General features: G+C 63.2%; 13 protein-coding genes and 3 tRNA genes. 12 read left to right on the top strand and 4 right to left on the bottom strand.

Annotation, left to right across the window (positions count from 1 at the left end; genetic code table 11):
* Nucleotides 1–16: 16 nt before the first annotated feature.
* On the bottom strand, nucleotides 17–1,228 hold the full coding sequence (locus SD196_RS18175) for a pyridoxal phosphate-dependent aminotransferase (protein ID WP_275611109.1): 1,212 nt from the start codon (nucleotides 1,226–1,228) through the stop codon (nucleotides 17–19).
* A gap of 291 nt (nucleotides 1,229–1,519) precedes the next feature.
* Here SD196_RS18175 and msrB point away from each other — a divergent pair, with 291 nt between their 5' ends.
* The 3 genes from msrB (at nucleotide 1,520) to SD196_RS18160 (ending at nucleotide 3,116) form a co-directional block, all read left to right on the top strand.
* Complete coding sequence (gene msrB, locus SD196_RS18170; protein ID WP_275611110.1) at nucleotides 1,520–1,915, top strand: peptide-methionine (R)-S-oxide reductase MsrB; 396 nt, start codon at nucleotides 1,520–1,522, stop codon at nucleotides 1,913–1,915.
* Nucleotides 1,916–2,163: 248 nt separating this feature from the next.
* Nucleotides 2,164–2,646 carry a glutathione peroxidase gene (locus SD196_RS18165; RefSeq protein WP_275611111.1) on the top strand — a complete coding sequence of 161 codons (483 nt, stop codon included), beginning with the start codon at nucleotides 2,164–2,166 and terminating at the stop codon, nucleotides 2,644–2,646.
* Nucleotides 2,646–3,116 (top strand): MarR family winged helix-turn-helix transcriptional regulator, encoded by a 471-nt coding sequence (locus SD196_RS18160; protein ID WP_275611112.1) that lies wholly within the window; start codon nucleotides 2,646–2,648, stop codon nucleotides 3,114–3,116. The genes SD196_RS18165 and SD196_RS18160 overlap by 1 nt, the downstream gene beginning before the upstream one ends.
* A 2-nt stretch (nucleotides 3,117–3,118) precedes the next feature.
* Here SD196_RS18160 and SD196_RS18155 read toward each other — a convergent pair whose 3' ends face one another.
* Nucleotides 3,119–5,440 carry an ATP-binding protein gene (locus SD196_RS18155; RefSeq protein WP_275611113.1) on the bottom strand — a complete coding sequence of 774 codons (2,322 nt, stop codon included), beginning with the start codon at nucleotides 5,438–5,440 and terminating at the stop codon, nucleotides 3,119–3,121.
* A gap of 111 nt (nucleotides 5,441–5,551) precedes the next feature.
* Between SD196_RS18155 and SD196_RS18150 the strand changes: the two genes are divergently transcribed.
* Nucleotides 5,552–6,448, top strand: a complete 897-nt coding sequence (locus tag SD196_RS18150; RefSeq protein ID WP_416310513.1) for an ATP-binding protein — start codon at nucleotides 5,552–5,554, stop codon at nucleotides 6,446–6,448.
* A complete protein-coding gene (locus SD196_RS18145) occupies nucleotides 6,445–6,927 on the top strand; it encodes a GAF domain-containing protein (RefSeq protein ID WP_416310512.1) in 483 nt (160 codons plus the stop codon). Before SD196_RS18150 ends, SD196_RS18145 begins: the two co-directional genes overlap by 4 nt.
* A 158-nt stretch (nucleotides 6,928–7,085) precedes the next feature.
* On the opposite strand, the gene SD196_RS18140 is transcribed toward SD196_RS18145, so the two are convergent.
* On the bottom strand, nucleotides 7,086–7,748 hold the full coding sequence (locus SD196_RS18140; protein ID WP_416310511.1) for a glutathione S-transferase family protein: 663 nt from the start codon (nucleotides 7,746–7,748) through the stop codon (nucleotides 7,086–7,088).
* Nucleotides 7,749–7,794: 46 nt separating this feature from the next.
* Complete coding sequence (locus SD196_RS18135; protein ID WP_275611117.1) at nucleotides 7,795–8,568, bottom strand: hypothetical protein; 774 nt, start codon at nucleotides 8,566–8,568, stop codon at nucleotides 7,795–7,797.
* A gap of 216 nt (nucleotides 8,569–8,784) precedes the next feature.
* Here SD196_RS18135 and SD196_RS18130 point away from each other — a divergent pair.
* The 7 genes from SD196_RS18130 to SD196_RS18100 all read left to right on the top strand — a co-directional run bounded on the left by SD196_RS18130 (nucleotide 8,785) and on the right by SD196_RS18100 (nucleotide 15,218).
* Nucleotides 8,785–8,860: transfer RNA gene (locus SD196_RS18130), tRNA-Glu, on the top strand.
* Nucleotides 8,861–8,862: 2 nt separating this feature from the next.
* Nucleotides 8,863–8,938: transfer RNA gene (locus tag SD196_RS18125), tRNA-Gly, on the top strand.
* An 86-nt stretch (nucleotides 8,939–9,024) separates the two neighbouring features.
* Nucleotides 9,025–9,100: transfer RNA gene (locus SD196_RS18120), tRNA-Gly, on the top strand.
* Between the two features lie 262 nt (nucleotides 9,101–9,362).
* Nucleotides 9,363–11,198, top strand: coding sequence for a type I secretion system permease/ATPase (locus tag SD196_RS18115; RefSeq protein ID WP_416310510.1), 1,836 nt, complete (start codon nucleotides 9,363–9,365; stop codon nucleotides 11,196–11,198).
* Entirely contained in the window at nucleotides 11,179–12,492 is a 1,314-nt protein-coding gene (locus SD196_RS18110) for an HlyD family type I secretion periplasmic adaptor subunit (protein ID WP_416310509.1), read from the top strand. Before SD196_RS18115 ends, SD196_RS18110 begins: the two co-directional genes overlap by 20 nt.
* Nucleotides 12,493–12,494: 2 nt before the next feature.
* Nucleotides 12,495–13,874 (top strand): TolC family protein, encoded by a 1,380-nt coding sequence (locus tag SD196_RS18105; RefSeq protein WP_275611120.1) that lies wholly within the window; start codon nucleotides 12,495–12,497, stop codon nucleotides 13,872–13,874.
* Between the two features lie 588 nt (nucleotides 13,875–14,462).
* Nucleotides 14,463–15,218: a response regulator transcription factor gene (locus SD196_RS18100; protein WP_275611121.1), complete on the top strand. Its 756-nt coding sequence runs from the start codon at nucleotides 14,463–14,465 to the stop codon at nucleotides 15,216–15,218.
* Nucleotides 15,219–15,327 lie beyond the last annotated feature (109 nt).

Here is a 15,327-nt window from a genome sequence, read left to right as displayed (position 1 = left end):
GTTCACTGGCGATGATTTATTGGCGATAGCTTTTCAGGAAGTTGCCGATGCGTCCGATGGCCTGTTCCAGGTCATCGACACGGGGCAGGGTAACCACCCTGAAGTGATCCGGCCAGGGCCAGTTGAAGGCGGTGCCCTGAACAATGAGCAACTTCTCGGAAAGCAGCAGATCAAGGACGAATTTCTCGTCGTTGTGGATCGGGCAGACCTTCGGATCGATGCGCGGGAACGCGTAAAGCGCACCCATGGGTTTGACGCAGCTGACGCCGGGAATATCGTTGAGCAGTTCCCAGGCGCGGTTGCGCTGCTCCAGCAGGCGCCCGCCGGGCAGGACCAGGTCGTTGATGCTCTGGTAGCCGCCCAGCGCGGTCTGGATCGCGTGCTGGCTCGGCACGTTGGCGCACAGGCGCATGTTGGCCAGGATATCCAGGCCCTCGATGTAGCTCTGCGCCTTGTGCTTGGGACCGGAAATGGCGATCCAGCCGGAGCGGAAGCCGGCCACGCGGTAGGACTTGGACAGGCCGTTGAAAGTCAGGCAGAGCACGTCCGGCGCCAGCGAGGCGGTGGAAATGTGCTGGGCCTCGTCATAGAGGATCTTGTCGTAGATCTCGTCGGAGAAGATCACCAGGTTGTGCTGGCGCGCCAGTTCGACGATGTCCAGCAGCACCTCGCGGGAGTACACCGCGCCGGTTGGGTTGTTCGGGTTGATCAGCACCAGGGCCTTGGTGTTGCTGGTGATCTTGGCCTTCATGTCGGCGATGTCGGGGAACCAGCCGGCCTGCTCGTCGCACAGGTAGTGCACCGGCTTGCCGCCAGCGAGAGCCACGGAGGCGGTCCACAGCGGGTAGTCCGGCGCCGGGATCAGCACCTCGTCACCGTTGTTGAGCAGTGCCTGCAGGGCCATCACGATCAGCTCGGAGACGCCGTTGCCCAGGTAGATGTCCTCGATGCCGACACCTTCCACCTGCTTCTGCTGGTAGTACTGCATCACCGCCTTGCGCGCGCTGAACAGGCCCTTGGAGTCGCTGTAGCCCTGGGCGGTAGGCAGGTTGCGGATCACGTCCTGGAGGATTTCGTCCGGTGCCTCGAAACCGAACGGCGCCGGGTTGCCGATGTTCAGCTTGAGGATGCGGTGGCCTTCCTCTTCCAGGCGTTTGGCGTGCTTGAGCACGGGCCCGCGAATGTCGTAGCAGACGTTGGCGAGCTTGTTCGATTTGGTGACCTGCATGATCTGGGATTCCGAAATAGTCCGCGGCCAGCAACTTGGCAGGCTGTAACGCGGGTGACAGACTGGCGTCAAATGAGCGGTTCGGAAGTGCTTTTCCCTGGTGTCGACCCTGAAAATCGACAGGAAAACAGTGGATTTCTCGAAAAAGTAGAGTTTTTAAGGCTTTTCTATCGCGAGAATGTCTCTGTGCGGCAGATTCTGAACCTGACGTTAACCACGCGCATCATACGTGCGGCCCGATTCCCGGAAAAGGAGGCATCGGGCATTTTTTCCATTAATGGAGGCAGATCGATGGAAAAGCTGGAAAAGCCCCTGGAGTCCTGGCGCGACGAACTCACCGACGAGCAGTTCCACATCTGCCGGCTGGGCGGCACCGAGCGTGCCTTCACCGGCGAATACCACGACACCAAGACGCCCGGCATCTACCACTGCGTTTGCTGCGGCACGGCGCTGTTCGACTCCGACGCCAAGTACGATTCGGGCAGCGGCTGGCCGAGCTACTTCCAGCCGGTGAACGGTGAGGTGGTGCGCGAGCTGGAGGACTTCAGCCATGGCATGCATCGCATCGAAGTGCGCTGCGGCAAGTGCGACGCGCACCTGGGCCATGTCTTCCCCGATGGCCCGCGGCCGACCGGGCTGCGTTACTGCATCAATTCGGCGTCGTTGAAACTGGTGCCGAAAGAGTGACCCCAAGGCCCGCCATCCGGCGGGCCTTTTCTTTTTTGGGGCTCTTCGTAGGAGCGAGCTTGCTCGCGAACCCGCCCAGCACCATTGCCGCCAGAAAGACCGTTCGCGAGCAAGCTCGCTCCTACAAGTGGCATCGGCGCGGATCTGATAGCAGGTCATTCGCTAGATGATTAGTGATCAATTGAATTGCATGCAATTTAATTGATCACTATCCTTTAATTTCCCACTTCCCGCCGGAGCCACACCTGATGAGCGACGCACTGCTGAACATTCCCGTGACCACCATCAAGGGCGAACAGAAGACCCTCGCCGATTTCGGCGGCAAGGCGCTGCTGGTGGTGAACACCGCCAGCCAGTGCGGCTTTACCCCGCAGTACAAGGGCCTGGAATCCCTGTGGCGACAGTACAAGGACAAGGGCCTGGTGGTGCTCGGCTTCCCCTGCAACCAGTTCGGCAAGCAGGAGCCGGGCAATGAAGGGGAGATTACCCAGTTCTGCGAGCTGAACTTCGGCGTCAGCTTCCCGCTGTTCAAGAAGATCGACGTCAACGGCGCCGACGCCCACCCGCTCTACGTGCAACTGAAGAAGCGCGCGCCGGGGCTGCTGGGCAGCCAGGGCATCAAGTGGAACTTCACCAAGTTCCTGATCGGCAAGGACGGCAAGGTGGTCAAGCGTTTTGCCCCGACCACCAAGCCCGAGCAACTGTCCGCCGAGATCGAAGCGCTGCTGTGATGAAAGACGCTGTATCCCTGCCGGTGGAGCTGCAGCTGGACAACCAGCTGTGCTTCCGCCTGTATGCCGTGTCCCGCGCGGTGATCCGCGGCTACCGGCCGATGCTCGACGCCCTCGGCCTGACCTATCCGCAGTACCTGGCCATGCTGGTGCTCTGGGAATGGCAGGCCGAACCGCCGGAACAGCCGTCGGTGAAGGCGCTGGGAGAGCGGCTGATGCTCGATTCCGGCACCCTGACGCCATTGCTCAAGCGCCTGGAGCAACTGGGTCTGGTCGAGCGGCGCCGGGCCCGGCATGACGAGCGGGAAGTGCATCTCGGGCTGACCCTGCCGGGTATCGCCCTGCGCGACAAGGTACTGCCGCTGCGCGAGGACCTGTTGTGCCGCAGCGGCCTGGACCTGAGCGTCACCGACGGCCTGCGCCACCAACTGGATTCGCTGCTGGCGCAGCTGATGAAGCTGGAAGGCTGAACTCAGCTGCGCGGGCGGTGATCCACCCAGCGCTCCAGGATCGCCGCCAGTTCGTCGCGGTGGAAAGGCTTGGCCAGGTAGTCGTCCATGCCGGCGGCGCGGCAGCGCTCGCGCTCGTCCGGCAGGACGTTGGCGGTCAGGGCGATGACCGGCAGGCCCGGCCAGCGTCCGCTTTCGCGAATTGCCTGGGTGGCCTGGTAGCCATCCATCACGGGCATGTTGCAGTCCATCAGCACCAGGTCGAAGGTGCCATCGCCCAGTTGTGCCAGTGCCTCTTCACCGTTAGTGGCGACGGCCACGATGCAGCCGAGTTTCTGCAGCAAGCCCTTGGCCACCAACTGGTTGACTGGGTTGTCCTCCACCAGCAGCACCCGCGCCGAGAAGCGCTCCGCCGGCGTGGTGCCGGCGTCGGAAGGAACCGGCAGCGGTTGATGTTCGAACGCCTGCTTGAGGGCCTGGTACAGCACTTCCCGCGATAACGGCCGGGCCAGCTGGCGCAAGGGCGCCAGGCTCTGGGCCAGCGGCTGTTCGAGGAAGTTGCCGTAGGCGGTGACCAGCAGGACGGGCTTGGCCACGTGCCGGCGCAGGGTGATCAGGCAGTCCGGGCAATCCGAGAGCAGCGCGTCCAGCGTCATGCCGGCCAGGCTCGCGTCGATGTCCAGGCGCTGGTACTCGACATTCCAGTGCGGCAGCCAGTGTTCCAGTAATGTCGCCAGGCCGCTGCTGGCGGCGCATTGCACGATCAGCCGGCCATTCAGCGGGGGCAGCGACTGGGCGGGTTCCAGCGCCGGCAGCGGAAGGGTGGCGATGAATTCGCTGCCGAATCCGGGCTCGGACTTCACCACCAGTTCGCCCTTCATCGCCTCGCACAGCTTGCGCGTCAGCGCCAGGCCCAGGCCCGTGCCGCCGTACTGGCGGGCGATGCCAGCGTCGGCCTGGGTGAAGGGCTGGAAGATCTTCTGCAGGGCTTCGGGGGCGATGCCGATGCCGGTGTCGCGCACGCTGATGCGTACGCCGTTGCCTTGGGGCTCGACGCAGATGTCGACGCGCCCCAGGCGGGTGAACTTCAGGGCATTGGACAGCAGGTTGCTCACCACCTGGCGCACCCGCGTCGGGTCCCCTGCGTGTTGTGCCGGCAACTTCGAGCTGATCAGGCAGGTGAGCTCCACGGCGGGCGCGGCATTCTGCGACAGCAGGCTGGCGGTGTCTTCCACCAGGGTGCCCAGGTCGAAGGGGATTCGCTCCAGCTCCAGTTGGCCGGCCTCGAACTTGGACAGGTCGAGCACGTCGTTGAGCAGCTCCAGCAGCACCTTGCCCGAGTCGTGGGCGATGGACAGCTGCTGGCGCTGCTCGGTGGTCAGCGGGCCGTCCAGGGCCAGGCCGAGCATTCCCAGCAGGCCGTTGAGAGGGGTGCGGATCTCGTGGCTCATATTGGCCAGGAAGCTGCCGCGGGCCTGGGCCATGGCCAGCGCGGTCTGCCGGGCCTGTTCCAGCTCCTGGTTGGACAGGGTGAGGCGTGCGTTCGCGGCCTTCAGCTCGGCGGTGCGCGCCGCGACGATGCTTTCCAGTTCTTCCAGGTACTGGGTGAGGCGGTCCTCGGCTTCGCGCCGCTGTTCCATTTCCACCGAGATGCGATTGAGCTGGCGGTTGGTGACCTCCACCAGCACACCGATCTCGTCGTGCTCATGGCCGCTCGGGCAGGGCAGACGCAGACGCGAGGGCGAGCGGGGATCGTGACGGCTGAGGGCGTCTATCAGGCTCACCAGCGGCTTGGTCAGCAGCCCGTAGAACAGCACCAGCAGGATCAGTGACAGCAGCAGGCTGCGGATGAAGCCGGAGATGAAGGTCATGCCGGCCCGACGCAGGAAGTCGTTGCCGAACACGAAGGTGTCGATCTCCAGGCGCAGCACGCCGAGCGACTCGGTCGGCGCGTGATCGACGAACAGCGGCTCTTCGTAGCTGCGCTGCTCGCCGAAGAGAAAGTCGCTCAGACCACGCAGATGGCTCTGCGCGAGCGGCCGGTTGGCACTGGCCAGGGGCGTACCGGCGTTGTCGATGATCTCGGCGCGGATCACCGCCGGCGAGCGCAACAGGCCGACCACCAGTTCCTGGGCCAGTTCGGCGTCAATGTTGTAGGCGATGCGGGCGGCGGGGTTGTGGCTGACGTCCAGCAGGGCGCGAACTTCGCGGTTGATGGAGGCGTCCTGGCTGGCATAATCGACGCCAACCTGGATAAGGCTGAGCAGCGTCCCCAGCAGGAAGGCCACCAGCACGGTCAGGCTGGCCTGCTTGAACGAGAGGCGATGGGTGAGCGCAATATCCATGGAGTGCGGAGCATCGCCTCGCGAAAGCTTTTCTGCGCCGTAGCATAGCCCATCGGAACCGTCTGTCGGCATAGCCTGTGGCCGAACCCCGAATGATCCGTGGAGACCCGCATGGATTCTCGTCTGAATGATTTTCTCGCGCGCGCCGAGTCGGTGCTGGCGCGCCTGGAGCCATTGCTGCCGGCATTGCGCGCACCCGTCGACTGGCAGCGCAGCCTGGCCGCGCGCTGGCACCGCGATGCGCGCAGCGGTTACCTGCAGCCGCTGGAAGTCAGCCTCGACCTGCGCCTGGACGACCTGCTGGGCGTCGACACGCAGCGCGACCAGTTGGCGCGCAACACCCGCCAGTTCGTCGCCGGCAAGCCCGCCAACCACGCCTTGCTGTGGGGCGCGCGGGGCACGGGCAAGTCCTCGCTGGTGCGCGCGTTGCTGGCCGAACTGGCCGGCGACGGGCTGCGCCTGATCGAGATCGAACGCGATCACCTGGCTGACCTGCCGCGCGTGGTCGAGCAGTTGCATGGCCTGCCGCAGCGCTTCGTGCTGTTCTGCGACGACCTCTCGTTCGATGCCGGCGAGGGCGACTACCGCGTGCTCAAGAGCGTGCTCGACGGCTCGCTGGAGCAGGCGCCGGACAACGTGCTGCTGTACGCCACCTCCAATCGCCGCCATCTGGTCTCGGAAAAACAGAGTGACAACGAGAACTGGCAGATGGTCGACGGCGAACTGCATCCCAACGAAGCGGTGGAGGACAAGATCGCCCTGTCCGACCGCTTCGGCCTGTGGCTCTCTTTCTATCCCTTCACCCAGGAACACTTCCTCAGCGTGGTCCGCCACTGGATCGAGGCGTTGGCGCGCAAATCCGGTCTGACCCGCTGGAGCTGGGACGAAGCGCTGGAGAAAGAGGCCATCCGCTGGGCTCTCGGGCGCGGCAATCGCAATGGCCGCTGCGCCTACCAATTCGCCCGCTACTGGGTGGGCCGCCAACTGCTGGAAGGAGATACCCCATGATCGATCTGCAACAGGCCGGTGCCGGCCTGGATGGCTATGAACTGCTGGCCGCGCAGGCGGAGTCGCTGTTCGCCGACGAGCGCGACTTCATCGCCAATGCCGCACAGTTCTCGGCATTCCTGTTCAACGAACTGCCGGACCTGAACTGGGCTGGCTTCTACCTCAATCGCAACGAGGAACTGGTGCTCGGCCCGTTCCAGGGCAAGGTTGCCTGTGTGCGCATTTCCTTCAGCAAGGGCGTGTGCGGTGCGGCGGCGCGTACCCGCGAGACCCAGCGGGTCGGGGATGTGCATGCTTTCCCCGGCCATATCGCCTGCGACAGTGCCTCCAACAGCGAGTTGGTGGTGCCGCTGGTGAAGGACGGCCGCCTGATCGGAGTGCTGGACCTGGACAGTCCCAGCGTCGGCCGCTTCAATGAAGTCGACCAGGCTGGCATCGAGCGCCTGGTGGCGATCTTCCTGCGCCTGACCGACTGCTGATTCGCAGCCTCATGAAAAAGCCCCGCATTTGCGGGGCTTTTTCATGAGCGTTCGTAGGGGTGGACTCTGTCCGCGATGCTCTTCTACCGGCCCGCCGGCCGGATCGCGGATGAATCCGCTCCTACAGGAGCCCATCACCTGCTCATCTGGCAGGCCGATCAGCGCTTGGCCAGGATCTTGGCAATGATCTGCTGCTCGCCCTGGAGGATGGCGGCCAGGGTGGGGCGGCTGGCGATGCGCTGGAAGTGCGCGGCCAGGGCCGGCCAGCGCTGGGTGTCCAGCTCCTCTCCGCCGTGGCGCATGTTCACCAGCTGGCTGGCGATGGCGATGTCGGCGAGGCTGAAACGGTTGTCGACGAAGAAATCGTTCGCGCCCAGGCATTTTTCCAGGTAGTCGAAATGCTCCGGTAGCTTCTCCTGCATCGCACCCTTGACCGCCGCTTCGTCGCACAGCTTGCCCATCAGCGGTTTGAGCAGGCGGTTGCGGAACACGGTGAAGGTGGCGAGCGGCGCGACTTCGTAGTCGGCGTACTTTTCCAGCCAGCGGATGCGCGCCTTGGCCTGCGGAGTCTCGCCGCACAGCGGGGCGCGCTGCGGGTCGCGGTCTTCCAGGTAATGGCAGATGACGCTGGAGTCGGCGAGGGTGAAGTCGCCGTCGCGGATCGCCGGCACGCGGCGCAGCGGGTTGAGTTCGCGGTACCAGTCGGGCTGGTTGAACGGATTGACGTTCTCCAGCTGGTAGTCCAGGCCTTTCTCGGCACAGAACAGGCGGACCTTGCGGACGAAGGGGGAGAGCGGGGCGCCGAAGACTACGAGACTCATGGAGGGCTCCTGGGGCGTAGGTGGCCGGATATGCAGGTTCGACGCATCAATCGTCGTAAAGGTTCTTCTTCTTCCACAGATCGTCGTCGTCGAGGGCCTTGAGGCCATCGTTCAACGCGCTGTCGTCGTCGACGGCGGGCCGGGTGTTCTCCAGCACCATTGCGTTGGCGCGGGCCAACTGGTTCTCCAGCTGTTGCAGTTGCGCCTGGTAGCGGCCGACGTCCTGCTGCTTGCGCAGATACTGGACGCCGCGCTCGAAGGCCAGCCGTGCCTGGCCCGGTTGACCCTGTTGCAGGGCCTGTTGGCCGAGGTTGCCGAAGAACTCGATATGCAGAAGGGCGAGCAGGTGGCGGATTTCCTTCACCCACTGCTGGGCATCGTTGCGTGCCAGCAGGCCGTCCTGGGCGCTGCGGGTAATCTGCGCGTGCAGGGCTTCGAAGAGGAAGCGGACGTCCTTGGCCTTGGCTTCGGTGAGGATGGCCTGCGGCGCATTGCGTACGGCAATCGACTCGCCCTGGGCGATGAGCGGTCGCAGTTCGGCGATGCGCTCCTTTATCTGGGTATTCTGCTTGTCCACCGCCAGCAGGCGTTCGCCCAGGCTCAGCTCCATACGGCTGAGCAGCAGTTTCAGCGCCGGGGACATGAACTGGCCGGGCATGGACTCGGAGATATCGGCGCAGCGCCGGGAGCGGTCGAGCAGGTCGGCTTTCTGCCGGGCCTGTTCCAGCTTGCGGTTCTCGACCAGATGGTTGATGTAGCCGATGGCAATCAGCAGGGCGATGCCGACGAGGACCAGGACGGTAATGACGAGTGGCGACACCTGGAAAGCTCCCGAGGGTTTTTTCGCGAGTGTAATGTCTTAGTGCTAGCGCTGATAGCAGCTGCTCGCTTTTTACCCAGAAGTCTTTGATTTAAAAATATTTTCTTCTGAGGGTTGACGGCCCCTCAAAGGGTCCATAGAATGCGCGCCACTTCGACGCGAAACGCGGAAACGCAAAGCGAAGAAGTCGGAAAGATGTTGTAAGTTCCGGGCCGCGTCCCCTTCGTCTAGTGGCCTAGGACACCGCCCTTTCACGGCGGTAACAGGGGTTCGAGTCCCCTAGGGGACGCCATTGCGGGAATAGCTCAGTTGGTAGAGCACGACCTTGCCAAGGTCGGGGTCGCGAGTTCGAGTCTCGTTTCCCGCTCCAAATTCTCGATTATCGCCCAACGGCGGTAACCGAAAGATGAAATGGCGTTACCCTTCGGCGAAAGCTGAAGGTTGCAAAAAGTTGATGCGGGAATAGCTCAGTTGGTAGAGCACGACCTTGCCAAGGTCGGGGTCGCGAGTTCGAGTCTCGTTTCCCGCTCCAAAATCGAAACACCGCCCTTATGGGGCGGTGTTTTCGTTTGTGCGTCCGAAAAATAATTCGCGATTCCCCATGAAAAAGCCCGCATCACGCGGGCTTTTTCGTTACCGCTCGTCGCCTGGGCTTCGGCGCTCCTGCGGTCATTTGAGCGCTCTGTGATGGCGGGACGTTCGTGTGATCCATGGCAAATGGCCATTTGCCGTACGGAGTCTTCCAGCGTGATCTAAGCTCCACAAACGTTGGCCTCTCGCGAGCAGAGGTTTCCATGCGAAGCACCCCCGAAGAAAATCTCAAGAGCGCATTGAAAGCCTGTCGCGAGAGCTTCCTTTCCGTTGGCTTTTTCAGCCTGTTCATCAATGCGCTGATGCTCGTTCCCACCTTCTATATGCTCCAGGTGTATGGGCGGGTGATCACCAGCGGCAGCCTGACGACTCTGGCCATGCTGACGCTGATCATGACCGTGCTGGTGATCACGCTGGGCTCTTTGGAGTGGGTTCGTTCGCGCATCATGGTCCGGGTCAGTACCCGGCTGGACGTGCTGCTCAGCCGCCAGGTCTACAAGGCCAGTTTCAGACGGGCCCTGGACAGCGGTGGCATGGATGCCTCGGCGCAGTCGCTCAATGATTTGACGGGCTTGCGCCAGTTCCTCACCGGCAGTGGCCTGTTCGCCTTTTTCGACGCGCCCTGGCTGCCGATCTATATCGCGGTGATGTTCCTGTTCCATCCCTGGTTTGGCTGGGTGGCGACGGCCAGCGCCTTGCTGCTGCTGGTGCTCGCCTACGTCAATGAAAAGCTGACGGCCCCTGCGCTGGCCCAGGCCAACAAGGAGCACATCGGGGCGACGCTCTATACCACCAAGAACTTGCGCAACGCCGAAGTCATCGAGTCCATGGGCATGCTGGAAACCCTGATGGACCGTTGGGGGCAGCGGCAAAGAAACGTTCTGCTGCTGCAGTCCCTGGCGAGCGACAAGGGCGCCATGGTCAGTACGCTTTCCCGGACCTTCCGGCTCCTCGTGCAATCCCTGGTGCTGGGGCTGGGGGCCTACCTGGCGGTGGACCATCAGGTGGGGGCGGGCATGGTGTTCGCCGGGGCCGTGCTGCTGGGGCGCGCGCTGGCCCCCATCGATCTGCTCATCGGCAGTTGGAAGGGCTTCATTTCGGCGCGCTCGCAGTACAGCCGCCTGAACGGTGTGCTCGAAAGACTGCAGGCGCAACCCGAGCGGATGCCGCTGCCGGCGCCGCAGGGCCATATGCAGGTCGAGAATCTGGTTGTCACGGCGCCCGGCTCGAAAACCCCGATCATCAAGAACATCAGTTTCAGCGTGCCCGCCGGTTGCGTGGTGGGCATCATCGGCCCCAGCGCCGCCGGCAAGTCGACCCTGGTCAGGGCGCTCATGGGGGTATGGGCGCCGCAGCATGGGGTGGTCCGGCTCGATGGCGCGGACATCAGCACCTGGGACAAACACGCGCTCGGGCCGCATATCGGCTACCTGCCCCAGGACATCGAGCTGTTCGAAGGCAGCGTTGGCGAGAACATCGCCCGCTTCGCCGACGTCGATTCCGAGAAGGTCATCCAGGCGGCCAGGATGGCGGGGGTTCACGAAATGATCCTGCTGCTGCCCGATGGCTACGACACCGTCATCGGCAGCGAGGGTCTCATGCTGTCGGGAGGGCAGCGCCAGCGCATCGGGCTTGCCCGGGCCCTGTATGGCAACCCGCGGCTGATCGTACTCGATGAGCCCAACTCCAATCTCGACGATGTCGGCGACCGCGCTCTGGCCGCGGCCATCCAGCAGCTCAAGCAGACCGGCGCGACCCTGTTCGTCATTACCCACCGTACCAACATCGTCTCGCAACTCGACCGGCTCATGCTGATGAACGATGGAATCATCACGCTCTATGGGGCGCGCGACCAAGTGCTGGCCGAACTCAACGCAAAGCAGTTGCAGGTGCAACAACAGGCGCAGCAAGCCCAGCAAGCCCAGCAGCAGGCGCAGCATCAGGTTCAGCAGGTCCATCAGCGCGTCATGCCCGCGGGCGCCAGCATTGCACCGGTCGATACCGGCAAGGACGACCACGATGCCCAGTCGTCAAATTGAAAGCTTCGCCGACCTGCCGATATCGGATCGCAAGATCCGCCGCCTGGGCCTTGCCATCGTCGGGGTGACCTTCGGCCTGTTCGGTACCTGGGCGGCCTTCGCGCCGCTGGATGGGGCCGTTTACGCGCCGGGGGTGGTCACCGTTCAGACCTACCGCAAGACGGTCCAGCACCTTGAAGGCGGCATCGTCAAGGAAGTGCTGGTGCACGACGGCGACATCGTCAAACGGGATGATCCGCTGATCGTGCTCGATGATGCCCAACTGCGCTTCGAATACGAGATGACCCGCAGCCAGCTGATCGCGGCCAAGGCCATGGAGGCCAGGCTCAAGGCCGAGCGTGACGCGCTGCCGGCCATCGACTTCGGCGAGATCGCCGATCTGGCCAGCACGCGGGGCCGGGAGGCACGCCAGAGCGAGACCCAGGTATTCAACGCCCGGCAGGGTTCGCGGCAAGGGCAGATAGCGGTGTTGCGCGAGCGTATCGGTCAGCTGAACCAGCAGATCGGTGGGTTGGAAGCGGTGATCGACGCCAAGCTCCAGCTGGAGAAATCCTATAGCGGTGAAATCAGCGAACTGTCCGACCTGCTCAAGCAAGGGTTCGTCGACAAGCAGCGCCTGGTCGAGCAGGAACGCAAGCTGGGGATGCTCAAGTCCGAGGTGGCCGATCACCGCGCCACGATCAACCGGGCGCGCCTGCAGATCAACGAAACGCAGTTGCAGATTCTGCAGGTCGACAAGGACTTCAATTCCGAGGTCGCCAAGCAACTGGCCGAGGTCCAGACCAAGATCTACGACCTGCGCGAGAAATCCTCCTCCCTGGAGGACCGGCTCAGCCGTATCGTCATCCGCGCCCCCGAGTCGGGCATGGTGATCGGCATGACGGTGCATACCGTGGGCGGTGTGGTGCACCCGGGGACGCCGCTGCTGGACATCGTTCCATCGATTTCCGAGCTGATCATCGAGGCCCAGGTGCCGCCGGTGGATATCGACCGCATCGCCATCGGCAAGCGCGCCGATATCCGCTTCAGCGCCTTCAACGCCGCGACCACGCCGGTGATCGAAGGGGAGGTCGCCAGCGTCTCGGCGGACCGCCTGGTCAATGAAAAGAGCGGGACACCCTACTACCTGGCGCGGGTCCGGGTAACCGAACACGGCGTGCGCACCTTGGGTGAGCGCAAGTTGGTTCCGGGGATGCCGGCGGACGTGTTGATCATCACGGGACAGCGCACGTTGCTGCAGTACCTGATGCAGCCGGCCCGCAACGCTCTGGCTCAATCGATGATCGAGGAATGACCATGGACACGTCGGCAGTTCTGTTGGCGGGGGCGTTCATGCTGGCGGCGGGCGGCGCCCTGGCGCAATCGGCTGCGGCAACCTCGAGCGGGGTCAGTGCTTCGGCGCTTTCCACCGATCTCATGCAGTTGTATCGCGAGGCGCGTCTGGAGGACCCGAAGGTATTAGCCTCCTTCGCGCAGGCCAAGGCGGGGCAGGAACACCAGCGCGAGGCCCTGGGGGCGTTGCTGCCGCAGGTGTCGCTGAACGCCGGGGTGAACCAGATTCGCCAGGAAAGCGATGTGGTGCAGGACAGTTACGACGCCGAGAGCTACAGCCTGGTGGTGCGTCAGTACCTCTACAACAAGGCCGCGTGGGAGAACTACAAGAAATTCAAAAGCCTTGCCAAACAGACCGAATCCGCGGCCCAGGACGCCCAGGCGGAGGCCACCGTGGAGTTGGCGCGGCGTTACTTCACGGCCCTGGCGGCCGAGGATGAACTGGAGTTGGTGAAGGCGGAGCGCCGGACCACGCAGGAAAGCCTGGACCGGGTCACCGCGTTGTACGAAAAGCAGCTAGCACTGGTGACCGACCAGCTCGATCTCAAGGCCCGCGTGGACCTGCTCGCGGCGCAGGAACTGGAAGCCAGCAACCAGGCCATCATCAGCCGCGAGTCGCTGGCGGAGATCGTCGGCCGGCCCGTCAAGGAACGGCTCAGCCGGGTTCGCGATGACGTGCATATGCAGGTTTCGGCACAGAGCCTGGAAACCTGGGTCCGCGAGGGGATAGCGCAAAACCCGGCGCTCAAGGCCAGCGAAAGCGGCGTCGAAGCCGCGGAAGCGGCGTTGCGCAGTGGCAAGGGCGGGCACTACCCGACCGTGAGCCTGAACCTGAGCGCGCAACAGACCAACGAGGGCTACAACAACGCCCTGGCGCCGCGTACGGACAGTTATGTCGCCGGCGTCGGCGTTCAGGTGCCGATATACAGCGGCGGGTCGACCTCGGCGCGGGTCCGTGGCTTGTACCAGGACCAGGTGGTCGCCGAGGAGCAACGGGAAGAGATTCGACGCCGGGTGGTCAAGGAGATCACCAGTGCTTACCTGACCGCCAATTCGAATGGCGAGAAGATCGAGGCGAGCCGTTTGGCCCTGTCTTCCGCGCAGTTGTCCCGGGTGGCGGCGGAAAAGGGGCTGACCTACGGCATGGTCAACGCCGTCGATGTGCTGGCCGCGGTACGCAACGAATTCCGCGCTCGGCGTGACCTGCTCAAGACGCAATACGAATTCCTCAGCAATGTGTTCACCCTCAATCGCTGGGCGGGACGAGCGCCGGTCGAAAGCGTCGAAAGCGTGAATGGCTGGCTGAGTCCCAGCCGCTCCGTCCAGGACATCATGAGCCCCTGATTCCATCAGGTTTCAGCAGCGGAGACGATTCGCGAATTTGGCCAGGCCTGGCGGCTCATGGCCCGACGAAGTAGGTCTCAGCGATAATTTGACGTAATTATCATTTTTCTTCCCTGACGCGCCTTTCGTCGGTTAGTTGACGTTCCGCTTGGTGCGAGAATGCGCCCGTCGGTCGCTTGACGCATTCGTAAGTCATTGATATTTGGGCTCTATTTTTCATCTCTTGGAGGCATTCGGCCGAATGCCCGCGTGTAGCCTGAGTCAGTGAAAAGCGAATTCTCTGACCTAGACTGAGTTGACCGGTCGAGGGAGAACAACATCCTGGGCCTGCGGTAGCCATTCCCATTTAAGTTGTCTCGACGGCACCCCCCTCCCTCTGGATACGTCCGCAACCTCCGCCGGTGCAGCGGACGGATACGCCCCCCCAGAGCCACCAACCCCTTGCTGTCCACACCCGAGCGAGCATCGTCAAGGCTTGTCGGCGCTCGCACCTGTCCACCAATCGCGGTGGGCGGGTGGACGAATCGCTGATTCAGAAAGGTTCGCGGGTGGAGGCCATGATTCATCATTCAGGAGGTCAGAAAGAAAATGCCTGACCATAAGAAAACCATACGCGTGATGCTGATCGACTGTCGTCCGCTCGTTCTCATGGGCCTTCATGAGCTGATCGATGCCAGAAGGCCGCAGATGGAGGTCGGCGGCCAGGCCAGCACCTATGCCTACGCACTGGATCTGGCCGACCAGTTGCGTCCCGATGTCGTCTTCTTCAGCTTCTTTCCGGATGCGCTGAGCCCGCTGGAGGTCGTCGCGGAGCTTGCCCGCAGTGCCGAAATGAAACTGCTGGTGCTCAAGGGGCTGTACGAATCGGTCCCCGTCGCCCAGGCGATAGAGGCGGGCGCACGTGGCGTGGTGCTGGCGGAAGACCCGACTGAGTCGATCGTCCAGGCCATCATCAACGTTCACCACCGCGACATCGGGCTGAACAGGGCCTGGGCTGGCGGGCTTTCGAACTATGCCGCTAGCGGGCACGTACACTTGAAATGCAATCCGGAGCAGCCGAAACAGGCACGGCTGACGGTCCGCGAAAGGGAGCTGATTCGCGCCATCGTGGAGGACCCGTCCGCCAAGTACATGAGCATCGCCGAGCACCTGGGCATCAGCGAGCACACCGTGCACAACCACCTCAGCAGCATTTATCAGAAGCTGAACCTGATCAATCGCATGGACTTGCTGATGTATGCGTTGAAGCACGGGCTCACCGATGGCGAGGAGTCACCTGAGTCCACCTGGGTGGAGCTGGATCGCGGTTCACGGCAGGACACCCAGCTCCTTCGGGGGGCCTAGGACGCTTCCCTGTCGCCGGTCAACGTTGTTCCCGTCGCGCGAATCTCGTTCTGCAGTCATGAAAAAAGCGAGGGTGGTTTCCACGCCACCCTCGCTTTTTTTATGTGCG

The sequence above is a fragment of the Pseudomonas macauensis genome, assembly GCF_047902425.1.
Classification (GTDB): Bacteria; Pseudomonadota; Gammaproteobacteria; order Pseudomonadales; family Pseudomonadaceae; genus Pseudomonas.
This window is presented reverse-complemented; position numbering and strand designations above follow the sequence as displayed.